At 41.7% G+C, this 13,185-nt stretch carries 15 protein-coding genes and 1 other annotated feature; of the genes, 1 reads left to right on the top strand and 14 read right to left on the bottom strand.

From position 1 onward, the window contains the following. Positions 1-224: 224 nt before the first annotated feature. From FKX92_RS01645 to FKX92_RS01615, 7 genes are all read right to left on the bottom strand, one after another. A complete protein-coding gene (locus FKX92_RS01645; protein ID WP_149565327.1) occupies positions 225-839 on the bottom strand; it encodes a tetratricopeptide repeat protein in 615 nt (204 codons plus the stop codon). Positions 840-872: 33 nt separating this feature from the next. After that, positions 873-1,340 (bottom strand): deoxycytidylate deaminase, encoded by a 468-nt coding sequence (locus FKX92_RS01640; protein ID WP_002895042.1) that lies wholly within the window; start codon positions 1,338-1,340, stop codon positions 873-875. A gap of 218 nt (positions 1,341-1,558) precedes the next feature. Then, positions 1,559-1,918: a 50S ribosomal protein L20 gene (gene rplT, locus FKX92_RS01635; protein WP_000124830.1), complete on the bottom strand. Its 360-nt coding sequence runs from the start codon at positions 1,916-1,918 to the stop codon at positions 1,559-1,561. 44 nt (positions 1,919-1,962) lie between these two features. Continuing rightward, positions 1,963-2,163, bottom strand: coding sequence for a 50S ribosomal protein L35 (gene rpmI, locus FKX92_RS01630; protein WP_002895038.1), 201 nt, complete (start codon positions 2,161-2,163; stop codon positions 1,963-1,965). A 33-nt stretch (positions 2,164-2,196) separates the two neighbouring features. Beyond that, on the bottom strand, positions 2,197-2,727 hold the full coding sequence (gene infC, locus FKX92_RS01625) for a translation initiation factor IF-3 (protein ID WP_002895037.1): 531 nt from the start codon (positions 2,725-2,727) through the stop codon (positions 2,197-2,199). A 16-nt stretch (positions 2,728-2,743) separates the two neighbouring features. Beyond that, positions 2,744-2,874, bottom strand: a sequence feature (ribosomal protein L20 leader region). Positions 2,875-2,900: 26 nt separating this feature from the next. Continuing rightward, positions 2,901-3,578 carry a (d)CMP kinase gene (cmk, locus tag FKX92_RS01620; RefSeq protein WP_149565326.1) on the bottom strand — a complete coding sequence of 226 codons (678 nt, stop codon included), beginning with the start codon at positions 3,576-3,578 and terminating at the stop codon, positions 2,901-2,903. Positions 3,579-3,587: 9 nt separating this feature from the next. After that, on the bottom strand, positions 3,588-4,025 hold the full coding sequence (locus tag FKX92_RS01615) for an SAG1386/EF1546 family surface-associated protein (RefSeq protein WP_002895035.1): 438 nt from the start codon (positions 4,023-4,025) through the stop codon (positions 3,588-3,590). A gap of 45 nt (positions 4,026-4,070) precedes the next feature. On the opposite strand from FKX92_RS01615, the gene FKX92_RS01610 reads away from it, so the two are divergent. Next, the gene (locus FKX92_RS01610) at positions 4,071-4,268 is read left to right on the top strand and encodes a ferredoxin (protein ID WP_295345912.1); all 198 of its coding nucleotides are present in this window, start codon (positions 4,071-4,073) and stop codon (positions 4,266-4,268) included. Here FKX92_RS01610 and FKX92_RS01605 read toward each other — a convergent pair. From FKX92_RS01605 to cps2T, 7 genes are all read right to left on the bottom strand, one after another. Next, complete coding sequence (locus FKX92_RS01605) at positions 4,265-4,753, bottom strand: EbsA family protein (protein ID WP_002900006.1); 489 nt, start codon at positions 4,751-4,753, stop codon at positions 4,265-4,267. The two genes, FKX92_RS01610 and FKX92_RS01605, sit on opposite strands and share 4 nt — an antisense overlap. A gap of 79 nt (positions 4,754-4,832) precedes the next feature. Further along, on the bottom strand, positions 4,833-7,301 hold the full coding sequence (locus tag FKX92_RS01600; protein ID WP_149565325.1) for an LTA synthase family protein: 2,469 nt from the start codon (positions 7,299-7,301) through the stop codon (positions 4,833-4,835). 57 nt (positions 7,302-7,358) lie between these two features. Beyond that, on the bottom strand, positions 7,359-9,029 hold the full coding sequence (locus FKX92_RS01595; RefSeq protein WP_149565324.1) for a rhamnan synthesis F family protein: 1,671 nt from the start codon (positions 9,027-9,029) through the stop codon (positions 7,359-7,361). A 16-nt stretch (positions 9,030-9,045) separates the two neighbouring features. Beyond that, positions 9,046-10,251, bottom strand: coding sequence for an ABC transporter ATP-binding protein (locus FKX92_RS01590; protein WP_002924053.1), 1,206 nt, complete (start codon positions 10,249-10,251; stop codon positions 9,046-9,048). After that, a complete protein-coding gene (locus FKX92_RS01585) occupies positions 10,251-11,057 on the bottom strand; it encodes an ABC transporter permease (RefSeq protein WP_149565323.1) in 807 nt (268 codons plus the stop codon). The genes FKX92_RS01590 and FKX92_RS01585 overlap by 1 nt, the downstream gene beginning before the upstream one ends. A 5-nt stretch (positions 11,058-11,062) precedes the next feature. Further along, positions 11,063-11,998, bottom strand: coding sequence for a glycosyltransferase family 2 protein (locus FKX92_RS01580; protein ID WP_149565322.1), 936 nt, complete (start codon positions 11,996-11,998; stop codon positions 11,063-11,065). Continuing rightward, positions 11,995-13,143, bottom strand: a complete 1,149-nt coding sequence (cps2T, locus tag FKX92_RS01575) for a beta 1-4 rhamnosyltransferase Cps2T (RefSeq protein WP_149565321.1) — start codon at positions 13,141-13,143, stop codon at positions 11,995-11,997. The genes FKX92_RS01580 and cps2T overlap by 4 nt, the downstream gene beginning before the upstream one ends. Positions 13,144-13,185: the final 42 nt, after the last annotated feature.

Raw genomic sequence — 13,185 nt, 5'->3', positions numbered from 1 at the left:
GCTAGTAAGGCGCATAGGGTGACCGCAGCATAGCGGCAACCGTAGAATGACGAGCGACTTTGGAGCCGTCATTGTTTGCGAGTTACAAAGTACTGATAGAAGTTTCCTACCACCTTATCGGGACTATATAACTTTCTCATTATACCACTTTTCGCTAAAAAATTCAGAATTTTTTAAATAGAAAAAGCTATAGCCGCAAACTATAACTTTATTGCAATGACAAACTAAGGGCAGTCTGCTAACAACTCTTCAACTTCCGCCTTACCGATAGCATCACCAGCTTGGTCAAAAAGTCTGATAGCAGCCGCAAAGTTGGTTCTTGCTTCTTTGAGATTTCCCAAAGCTTGAGCAATTTCACCCAAGCCTCGGTAACTACAGGCATGATTGATCACATCATCTGACTCCTTAGCATAGATATGCGCTTTTCGCATAAACTCCTGAGCTTGAGTCAATCGGCCTAATTTAAGATTTAGATAGCCTAGCTCATAGAGATTAACTGATTGACGATAATGATCATCTGGGAAGTACATCGCTAGGAAAGCAGCTTCTTTTTCTATCCACTCTAAAGCTTGATAAAAATCTCCCGCAGCTCTAGCAACATAACCTAGCTGATGATAAGCAATATGCTCATTTTCAATATCACTATCATTCTGAGCCTGAATCAGATAAAGCTCCAAATTTGCAAAAGCATTCTGATAATCTTGCCTTTCTACAGCAAGATAAGCTCGCAAATTCCAACGGCTAAAGGAATCTTTTTCCAGCTGCTGCTCTAGTTCTTCGGCCTTATTTAACCGTCCTTCAAAGAAATGCTGCCAAGCAGCTGCCAATTTCTCATTCATCTGCCTTCTCCTTTTACCTCCAGAACTTCTCCCCTATACCAAATCCGTTTGAGCGATAGCCTTCTTGACATCATCCAGTGGCAGATGAACTAATTCCACCTCTTTTTCCTTGTAGAGATACTGAGCATAGTCATCTATGCGATATTGGTTGATGTAGACTACCCGTTTACAGCCGACCTGAAGAAGTTGCTTGGTACAGTTGAGACAGGGAAAATGTGTCACATAAGCCGTAAAGCCCTTGGGAACTCCCCGCTCGGCTCCTTGCAAGATAGCATTGACCTCAGCATGCAAGGTCCGCACGCAGTGACCGTCAATAACCAGACACTCGTGGTCAATACAGTGCTCAGTCCCTGAAACGGAGCCATTGTAACCAGTTGAAATAACCTTATTATCCTTGACCAAGACAGCGCCGACTTTGGCTCGTTTGCAGGTTGAGCGATTAGCAATTAAGAGAGCCTGAGCCGCAAAATACTGGTCCCAAGCCAAACGATTCTCTGACATGATTTCTCCATTCTACTGATTTTTTATTTACATAAATGTCTGTTTTTATCTATTATATCGCAAATTCCTATTTTTAACTAGTTTTACCATGAAAGCTATCTTATCAGCAACAAGCCTTTATCTATACTATAAGTGGCATGGCAGGCTATTTCTCTCTTCATACTTTTCATTAAGAATTATCAAAAAAGAACCAAGGAAATCCTCAGTTCTTATTTTAATTATTTACCAAGCTTAGCTTTAGCTGCATCTGCAAGAGCTGTGAAAGCTGCTGCATCGTTAACAGCCAAGTCAGCCAACATTTTACGGTTAACTTCAATCTCAGCCAATTTCAAACCATGCATCAATTGTGAATATGAAAGTCCGTTCAAACGAGCTGCCGCATTGATACGAGTGATCCAAAGTTTGCGGAAGTCACGTTTTTTCTGACGACGGTCACGGTATGCATAGTAGTAAGAGTTCATTACTTGCTCTTTTGCAGTACGGAACAAGATATGTTTCGCTCCATAGTAACCTTTAGCTAATTTTAAAATACGTTTACGGCGTTTGCGTGATACAACGCCACCTTTAACACGTGCCATTTATATTTCCTCCAATATTTCCTAGATAATTGTTACAGTAGCTCTTATTTCAGACCTGTAAGCATTGCTTTGATACGCTTGAAGTCTCCTGCATGCACCATTCCTGCTTTGCGAAGATGACGGCGTTGTTTCTTAGTCTTTCCGTGGAAACGGTGAGAAGTGTAAGCACGGAAACGTTTCAAGCCACCAGAACCTGTACGTTTGAAACGTTTAGCTGATGCGCGGTGTGTTTTTTGTTTTGGCATAATGTTTTCTCCTTTTTCTATCTTTCTGACAATCTATTTTTTGTCAGGAATTGGCGCCATCTGCATGAACATCTGACGTCCATCCATCTTAGGCTTTTGCTCAATAATAGCAACATCTTGAGTCGCTTCAGCAAAATCTGCTAAAACTTTAGCCCCGATTTCTTTGTGGGTAATCATCCGACCTTTGAAACGGATAGATACCTTTATTTTATTTCCTTTTTCAAGGAACTTTCGTGCGTTGCGAAGTTTAGTGTCAAAGTCTCCCTTATCGATGGTTGGACTGAGACGGACTTCCTTCACAGTAACAACACTTTGTTTCTTGCGTTGTTCTTTTTGTTTTTTCTGGTACTCAAATTTGAACTTACCGTAGTCCATAATTTTTGCAACAGGTGGTTTAGCTTGTGGCTGAATCAGGACCAAATCGACATTTGCTTCATCCGCAAGAGACTGCGCTTCGCTCAGTGGTTTAATACCTAATTGTTCGCCGTCAAGACCGATCAAGCGAACTTCACGCACACGAATTTCATCATTGATGAATAAGTCTTGTTTTGCTATGGTTTTCACCTCTTTTTTTATTTTTAGAGAAAAACAAGTGCGGACCTGCTAACGCAAACCCGCACTACATGATAGTATTTCATCACTGAAACTGAATCCTGTAGAGCCAGACAACGTTAGTCGCAAGGCGAGAAGCTCTCACTTCTGCTTTTCTCAACTCTACTATCATACCAAGTTTCATTTTATTTGTCAATGATTTTTTTCGCTTTTTCTTCGATAAATGCAACAACTTCAGAAATACCTACACCAGTGGTATCAAAATGTATGGCATCGTCTGCCGGTCTCAATGGCGAAACCTCGCGATGACTATCCTTATAATCCCGCTCTGCAATTTCTTCTTTCAGTTTGTCCAAATCAGCTGGAATACCTTTTGATAGATTTTCCTTATATCGGCGCTCAGCTCTTTCATCAACCGAAGCTACCAGATAAATCTTGAGCTCAGCCTGAGGCAAGACAACCGTTCCAATATCACGGCCATCCATGACAATCCCTCCCTGAGCAGCAATTTGCTGCTGCAAGGCCACCAGTTTCTCACGTACTTGAGGAATGGCTGATACCCAGGAAACATTTTTGGTAACTTCATTTTCCCGAATCGGGTGAGTCACATCCACATCACCGACAAAGACTAGCTGCTCGCCATCTTCTGCTCGGCCAAAACTGACCGAATGATTATTGAGCAAGTCTACAATTTCAGTGGCATTTGCTTCCGTCAGATGATGCCGCAGAGCCAGATAGGTTGCAGCTCGGTACATGGCTCCTGTATCTAAATAAGTATAGCCAAAGTCCTTGGCAATAATCTTGGCAACAGTCGATTTTCCACTGGAAGCAGGACCGTCAATCGCAATTTGAATCTGTTTCATAGCTGGCTCCTACTCAATCTTCACAACGTCACCTGGATTGGCATACCAAGAACCAGTGGACATATGAGAAGGGTTAAGCTGTTCAAGCTTGGCAATAGAAATACCTGCACGCGCCGCAATAGCTGCCTCACCTTCACCAGGCTGGACAGTCAGAGTTCCTTCAGATGATTCTGTCGTATTTGCCGCTGTCTGCTCTGCTGTAGAAGACGCTTCACTGCTAGAACTTGCTGCTGAAGTGCCGTAGAAACCTTCCATTTGGGTCTGTCTATTACTTCCCCCAGTAGACAGATAGGTCAGGAAGCACACCACCGCAACCACTAAAATACAGAAAATAATGGTTAATATGGTCAACAAGCGGTCTGCATTCAAGGCGCTAAATTTCTTAGTTCGTTTCAACTTATCTTCTCCGTTATCGTATACATCTTCTTCCCATGGTTCTTTTTCCATGACTTCCTCCTTGAGTTTTTCTTAAAATCTTATTACAATATGGGTATGAAAGTAACACTCATTCCCGAACGGTGCATTGCCTGCGGGCTTTGTCAAACCTACTCAGATCTTTTTGACTATCATGACAATGGCATCGTCAAATTTTACCAGGACGACCAGCTCCTAGAAAAGGAAATCGCTGAGGATCCCGATGTCGTGGAAGCCATCAAAAACTGCCCAACCCGAGCTCTTTTGAAAGACTAGGATTTTTTGGACTGACTGCCATAGTAAGCTTCAAAATAGTCAATATGGGTAAAATTATCTACTAATTCTACCTCACCCTTAAAATGCTCATTAAGGGCCAGGGCATTGACAAAATATTTTTTAGGCCACTTGCGCATACAAAAACTCCGGCTGCGGTTCTGCCCTTTAAAATATAAGGTAATTGACGTCTTAGTCACTTCGACTTTTTCAATATCTGAAATCTTGACCTTTATCGGAGTAAAGGGATTGGCTGTGATAATTCGCAAGGTTCCATCATCATAAATGGTAAAATAACGATGAACTCCCATTCCCAGCAAAACCATGAACAAGAAGAAAGAAAACAGAACAAGAGTCGGCACTCGTGAGCTTTCATACATCAAAGCCAGGCCAACAAAAATCGGAATGACCGATAAAGACCAATATATTATCAGGATAGCTACATCTGGCTGCCAGTGATAGCGAACCTTACCGAAAATCTTTATCATGCTCACACCCCCATACTACTAGTTTAGCATAAATTAAGAAAAAATAGAACAGGTAGACTTACCTATTCTATTTTTTTATTTATGATTTTGCTGTCTTAAAGAAGCTATCGGACAAGTAGCCCTTGCCTCTGACCATATCATACTCAATCAGTTTCAAATCATCTGCTATTTCTTGAGCTTCTTCGTCCAATTCCTTTTTATCTACACTGGCTTTATGCAATACTTCTGTTAATAAAGCATAGTAAGGTGATACTTTGGAATTTGTCTGCTCCAGCAAGAGAGCGGAGAAATCGCTAGAATTGACTCTTGGATAATCGAGTTTAGGAGTTTCATAATTACTCCAAACGAAATAATCTGTCAGATATTGGCTTTCTGGATTTTCTTTAAAGGCTGACTGAGGATAGAGACCAGGCAAATGGTCACCGTAAAAGACGACTGTTACTTTTTTATCTACCTTTGAAAGCTTCTCCAAAAACTCCTTGGTCGCCTGATCTGTATGGTAAAGCATTCTGACATAGCTGGAAAGAGATTCGTTCCCTTCCTTGCTAAAATCAGGATAGCTGGCAGACATGTAGACAGGATTGGGCTCACTCCAAGGCATGTGGTTCTGCATGGTCATGACAGAGAAAAACTGTCCCTGCTTGCCATTCAAATGCTCCAAGACTTGATTATAAGTCGTTTTATCGCTGTAATTACCACCTATATTATCCCCCTTCAGGCCTTTGGTACCATAGTGAATAAAGGTATCAAATCCCAAATCCTGGTAAATGACATTTCTGGCATAATTGCTAGGGGAGGCCAGATGGATTACTGTCCGATTCTTAGATGAATAAGCATCGCTAATGGAAGGGAATCTATTCATCCTCGGGACAATTTCAGTATAGAGAACCGAAATAGATGGAGACAGATTATAAAAAGGCAAACCAGTCAGAGTTTGAAATTCCATGTTGGCCGTTCCCCCACCATAACCATCTGACTTCATAAGTCCACTGGTGGTGCGAGTTTTAACTTCCTGAATATAAGGAATTGGATTCTCAGACATAGTAACGCCATCAACCCGAGCAGGGTCAGAAAAACTTTCACTCAGAATATAAATTACCGTTTGATCTTCGATTTTATTCTGGCGTTCTTTGTTAATAGCTTCCGCAAGATTCTTATACTTTTTTTCTATCTCTTGAATCTTTTCCTTAGAATAGCCACGCGGCTCAATCATGGTTGTATCCGACATCTGTGAAAACCAGACAAAAGAAAGGGAGCGCAGCTGTGAATTGACAGTATTTCCCATCCAAGTCAGGTCATGGAAATTATTTAAGATCGAAATAACTGGGATATTCTCTACTATTTTGCCATTCTTTTTAGTAGCAAATATATCCATGACTCCCAAGAAAAAGACCAGGGGCAGGACTAGCAAGAGGAGCTGGTATTTAAGAACGGTAATGAGCTTTCCTGGCAAGATTTTCTTACGCAAATACCAATAAAGAGCGCCTAGAGCAGCTAGTCCCAAGATAGCATAAAATCCATAATTGCCTCCGAGAAAGTCAAAGAGGGTCTTGGGATTTCTCAGCCAGACCATATCACTAGGCAATATTGGCTCTTGGCGATACTGAAATTTCAGACTGCTAGCTATGGTGGCAATCACCACTAGCGCTGTTATCAGCATGGTTGGCAGGAGAAAATGATTGAAAATCAGGTAAAGAGCCATAAAAATCATGAAAAAAACGATGATTTGAAAGAGACTGGCTCCAGTGAAAAGATACTGATCCAAAACAATCACATCTCCTCGGATACTATTTTGGATTGTATAGTTAAAGATAAGAGCAAATGATGCACTTAGTACCAAAGCAACAGAAACACTGGCTTTATTCTGAGCAAGATCGCGCAATCCCTTAACAGCTAGAAAGCAGGGGAGAGAAAGCAGGATAAAGATAAGTGCGATAAGGCAGAAGAAAGTTAGTATAAAGTTCTGCGTTATATCCAACTTGCCTTCCTCAAGGAAATTCACTAAATAGCTTTGGTGATGCAGCAATTCCGGCATCTTATCGTCCATCAAAGCAAGAAATAGAAAGAATTGGGAGAGAAAAAGATTTTCCAGTACCTCTCTATTTTTCTTATTAACCTGCAAGAACTTACCTGGGAAGCGTTTTTTAAGCTTTGGAAAATGGATAAAAATATACGCAAATAAGAAAATCAAAAGCAAGCCAGGCAGGGAATTAAACTGCCAAAAATGATTGCTGAAAACCCGTTCTGCTTTGAACTCAAAATCATTGACATGCTGCGTTACTGTCAGTAAGTAAGAAAATCCTGTATAGAGAGCGTAAATAATAGCTGACCATATAAAAAATCTTTTGCTGAAGAGCTGAGACAAAAGCTTGCCCAAGCCAAACAAAAGAGGAAGCAACATCAGAAAGGCCAGCCACAAGGCTGGATAATTCCGCAAATCTTCGCCTTCCTCCAATAGTAAAACTGTCGTGACAGCGACTATATCTAAAAGTAAAAAACTAATCAGCAGGTATGAGAACTGCTTATAGTGGTTGAATAAAAATTTCATTTTTCTTTCTGGTAAATAGTTAAATTCTCTAGCGAGATTTTTTGTGAATTAAGAATCTCACTTTTTCTTTAAAAGATTGGACAAACGATTTCTAATCTTTTGAGATAAATTTTTCTGACTTAATTTTTCTTTTTGCTCGGTCAACTCTGCCTTTTTCCTCTGCCAGTCCAGTAAAGAGGGGAGGGAAGATAAGGGCATAATCTTGAAATCATAATGACTGTCCCAAGCTAGATAAACCAATAAATGCTCTAAAACATCAGACAGCTCCTGCTCAAAGGATGGCAAGCTTTCTAAGCTCTTCATCTGGAACACACTAGCCAAAGCAGAATATTTGAACCATATGAAGCCGCCATAAACTCTCGTCAGAGAAGGGGCGGTCATAAAGTCAAAAGACTTATGCAAATCAGCTTCCTGCCAGACAGCAGCCAGCCTTGGACGCGGCGGTTCTGTCTCAAACAAGCCGTCTCTGACTAGGCGCGGCAAATCTGGAATAACCAGTCCTACAGCAGACTTCTGCGCTAGCGCTTCTATGCCTGCATCCGCATAATCCACCATCATATTTATCAAATCAGAGCGCATAGCTTGGTCAAAAACTGCCTGATTCTCCACCAATCGATGAGTAGATAGGTGACCGATATAAGCATAGTCTTGCAGAATTTCCTTCTGCTCTAGCATGGTAAGCCAGGCATGAGATTTCTGACTTAGGACAAGCTGAACTTTATTGCCCAGATGAGCTAGCGCTGTCTGCAGCTGTTTCAGCACTTCTGGCTGATCTGTTGTCACTAAATACTGGTACTGAGACGATAGAGAGAATAGCTTGTCCTGATACTGCTGAAAAATAGGAAAATCCGTTACATGAATATGCAGGAGGACAGGCTGATCTGTCCGATAGTTCGAAGTTGCCTGAGACAGATACTTGTCCTGTAGCAAACAAGGAAGGTCTGGACCAAAATGATAGAACAGGTGTTCCCTAATAAGCGAAGTTGGATAGGATGAGTTGGTTTCAAGATCTTCCAGCAAATACCTAGCTAAAAAAGGATTACCTGTGAGAGCTTTTACCTTTAGAAAAGGAATCTTTGCTTCCAGAATCTTAAGTGGCTTATAGTATGAAAAATCTGGATGAACCAATTCTCCTGCTTCTTCCTGACGTGTATCAAGTAGAGCTTGATATCTGAATCCTGCCTCTACAAAACGCTTGGTAAACTGGGTCTCGTAATGGTCAATCACATCTTGAACGTCAGTAAAATCTTCTACCTGAGACCAAAATTCACGGAAAGTCTTGTCTTTGAGAACTGACTGCTTAAAGGTAACAAAGTAGCTCTGCAGGTGTTCTTCAAAGTACCTGGTCTTGCGAAAATTAGTCATTCCCCAAAAATCGACTTGCGGATCCTCTTCAAAGCGCTGATAAATCGGCGCTAAATCCCATAGAGGACCAAAGCAAGTGTCGTTCATGAGAGTCAGAGAGTCTGAGTTCTGCAAAGTGTCAAAACCCAGCCAGTTCATGCCATCACGCCAAGCTGCAAAATCGAAGCCTCGATTAGCCCGCTCAAGCAAGTCAGAAATTCCCAAGTCTTCTCTCAGCCGGCATTTGTCCTCATTGCTCAAAGGACTATTTGAAATAAAAATAATCTTAGAAAAAAGCGGCTTTAGCTGCTCCAATTGATAGAAGACATGACCGCTTATATGATTGCATTTATTGAAATGAACATAGAGTAATATTCGTTCCATGAAACTACCTTATTCTTTATGATTGAGAAATCTTCCAACTGCCATTACGCTGGATTAAGCCAGTGGCAGAATCCTTAGCAGAGACATCGTCATCCTTAATATCCTGACGATTGACTAAGATAACTGGGTTGTTCTGAGAGTCTGCAAAGGCTAGAATTTGTTCTTCCTGATCCCGCACTGAAACCTGCAGTTTTAACTTAGCGTTATTTATCTGTGTCACATGGCACTTGTAAGTCAAGCGCTTCTGTCCAGCTCCCTCTGTAGGCTGATCCATGGAATTATCATTGTAAAGCCAGATAGTTCGATCGATATCTGTCAGAGAAAAGGAAACATAAGTCGGGAGGTCTTGATTAACCCGATAAGAAATTTCAAATTCAATCTCTTGTTCAGGTGAAATCTGAGGCGAATGCAAGAGCTTAACCTTCAAATCAGAGACTGCTGCATTCTCAACCTGGAATCCTTCGTTCATGGCTTTTGTTTCAGTCGCATTGTCCAGACTGTACTGGTTGGCCACATCATCTGGATTGCCAATAGCCTTGACCAAGCCATTTTCAATCAAGACAGCCTTATTACAATATTTTTTAACAGCTCCCATGTCATGGGTCACCAGAATGGTCGTCTTACCTGATTCCTTACGATCTTTAAAGTAGTCATTACACTTACGCTGAAAGGCTTCGTCCCCGACAGCCAAGACCTCGTCCAAAATCAGAATATCACCCTGAGCCTTGATGGCCACTGAAAAGGCCAGACGCACTTGCATACCGCTGGAATAATTCTTAAGTTTTTGGTTCATAAACTCGCCCAGCTCAGCAAACTCCACGATATCATCGTACATGGCGTCTACTTCTTCTGTTGAGAATCCCAGCATGGCACCGTTCATATAGACATTTTCGCGGCCAGTTAGTTCTGGATTGAAACCAACACCCAGCTCAATAAAGGAAACCAATTTACCATCAATAGTTACCTTGCCCTTCTCCGGAATATAAATCTCAGAGATAATTTTAAGGAGGGTGGACTTACCAGAGCCATTGCGGCCGACAATCCCGTAGAAGTCACCTTTTTCGACCTCAAAGGAAATATCTTTCAAAACATGCTGTTCTTTGTAGCCTTTAATCCCCTTAAAACGATTGACCAGACTGGTTCTCAAACTCTGAGTAGCCTCAGTAGGCAATCGAAAGAATTTACTTACATGGTCGACTTTTACTGCAATATTATTTGACATTATAAAATCTCCGCAAATCTCTTAGCATTTTTATTAAAGAAGAACAAACCTAGAGCCAATATCACAAAAGGAATCATATAAGGAATAAGGGCGATTAGTTTGTTGTTCACAATATCCCAGCCTCTGACATTGACAGGAGAAACGATGAAATGGCGCATATCCTGCAGCATCTGAGCAATCGGATTGAGCATCATAATTTTAGCTACAAAGAATTGCTTCCGCTGCAAAAGAAAGGTCAGAGAGTAGATAATAGGGCTGGCGTACATTCCTGCTTGAAGAGCCACTTCCCAAATCGGTCCAATATCCCGATACTTCACAAACAAGGAAGACAGCATGAGGGCACAGCCCATTGCCAAAACCAATACCTCCAGAAAAAGAGGAATAATCACTAGCGTATGCAAGCCGAATTCCACCTGATTAATCAGGGCGAAAAGGAAAACAACAACTAGATTAATCAGAAAATTGATTGCCGCTCCAAGAACCGATGAAATGACGATGGTATGCTTGGGAAAGTTTAATTTACGAAGCAAATCCCCCCGAGAAACGATGGAAAGCATGCCCATGTTAGTAGCTTCGGTAAAGAAAGACCAGAAAACCATCCCCAGCAAAAGCCCTACTGTATAGTGAGGTGTCCCGTCATCAAAGCGCAAAAAGCGGACAAAGACCAGATACATGATAGTAAACATCATCAATGGCTTCAAAATCGACCAGAGATAGCCGACCAAGGACCCTTGATAACGCAACTTAAAATCCGTCTTGATTAATTCTTTCAAAAGAATTCGATTTTTTTTACTAAAAAAATCCATGAATATTACTCCTTATAAGCAAACTTTGTGAGAATGAGGCTCGTAAAAACAAGGGTATGAAAAGTGCGGTTTTTACGATAGCCATACTGACGAATCCTGCGCCAGCGCTCCTTGAAAGGCACCTCCATAATGGTCACAAAGTTCTCAATTAACTCTCTATTTTCAGCAGTCAGCGGCAGGACTAGCAAATTTCTGGCCTGAGTCTGACTGTCTTTTATCAATTTCCAATATTTGGCAAAAAGAACATGGGGACGAACCCAGTTTTTTACGCGTTTTCTGAGCGTTCGAGCTCCTAGCACATTATTCGAATGCTGGCGATAGAGCTCACCCGGCTTGTCAATATAGACTAGATTGCCAAAGGCCGCAGCCAGCAAGCCCAGATACCAATCGTGCATGAGCAGTTCATGCTCTTCCTTCCCTGTCCAGAGTTGGGCCAAGGCGCGATTTATCATAGAAACTCCACCCGTTACCGTATTCTCCGTCAACTCTTGGACTAGTTCTGTATTAGCGTGATCCGACTGAGTGCGAATCATACTTTCGTGAACAACCTGTAGCTCTTGATCCACGACCTTCAAGTCAGTATAAACCAGCAAGGGCTGACTGCTATCATATTTGTCTGCCTCAGCCAATTGCATGTCAATCTTGTCTGGCAACCAAACGTCATCTTGGTCGCTAAAGAGATAGAAATCCGAATCTTGGTATTGAAGCAGGCTATGAAAACTCTGAATGACACCCAGATTTTGTGGATTTTCCCGATTGATAAAGACAATGCGGTCATCCTTGCGGCAAAAGTCTTCGATGACAGCATGCGTCCCATCTGTAGAGCCATCATCACGAATCAGCAGCTGCCAGTCCCTATATGTCTGCTCTTGGATACTCTTAATCTGCTCGGCCAGAAACTGTTCCCCATTATAGGCGGACAGAAGAATGGTCACTTTCATGATAAAAATAAATCCTCGTATTCACCCACAATTTTTTCCCAGGTGTAGTTTTCTTTCATATTTTCTTTAGCGGCTTGACCTAGCTCCGTAAACTCTGTTTGAGCATCTACTCGGTCAATCAGCTGGGCCAGCTGGCCTTTTTCTTTTTCCCAGTAGAGAGCCGTTTCTTTTGCTACCTTACGGTTAAAGTCCACATTCAGCACCAGATTGGCATCTGTCTGAGCCAGAGCTTCCAAGAGTCCCGGATTGGTCCCACCAACCTCATGTCCATGTATGTATGCAAAAGCATGATTACGGATATATTTGAGCAGATTCTGATCGTAGACCGTACCGACAAACTTAATGCGAGAATCACGGTCAAAGCCCGTTTTCTGCTTAAGTTCTTCAAAATAGGGATTGCCCTCATGATTGCAGATAATCAGCAAGTCACGTTGGGTTTTGGACTTCATAAATTCTTGAATGATGGTTTCATAGTTGTTTTCCGGAACGAAGCGTCCGACAATGAGGTAGTAGTCTTTTTCCTTACTGGCCCACTTTTCAAAGAAGACCCTGACCTTGCCTTCGTTTTCCGTCAGATTGGACAGATAAAGGTCGGTTCCATAAGCGATACAGGTCGTTTTAGACCAAGGATAAGCTTTTTGAATATAGCTTTCGATGCCTTGATTATCCGCTATAACCAAGTCTGCATGCTTGGTCATGACCTTTTCAGAATACTTGAGATAGGCTTGAACTGGCTTAGACCATTTGGCCCGCTTCCACTCCAACCCGTCAGGATTGATAAAGAATTTACCGCCTGCCTGATGGATACGACGAGCAAAAGGAAAGATAAAAGCACCAATCGTATTTCCAAGAATGTAAAAAATAGGCTGTTCAATCTGCTCTTTTTTAGCAAACTTGAGGGCATAGGAGACAGCCATCATATCATAGGCAATTACTCGGGCTGGGCCAAGCTTAGGTGGATTTACTGTAAAACAGTCTACCCCCTTGTAATCAAAATGATGAAAAGCTTCATCATCTGATAAGCAAGCCACATGATATTGGATTTGAGAAGAGATTTGATGCTCTGTCAATTTCTCGACAAAGGTTTCAAATCCTCCATATTTGGCAGGAAGTCCCCGACTCCCGATGATGAAGACATGTTTCATGATTTCCCTCAATTCAAGATTTTACAATCCATTCTATTATAC

Source organism: Streptococcus sanguinis, assembly GCF_008329445.1.
GTDB classification, from domain to species: domain Bacteria; phylum Bacillota; class Bacilli; order Lactobacillales; family Streptococcaceae; genus Streptococcus; species Streptococcus sanguinis_O.
This window is presented reverse-complemented; position numbering and strand designations above follow the sequence as displayed.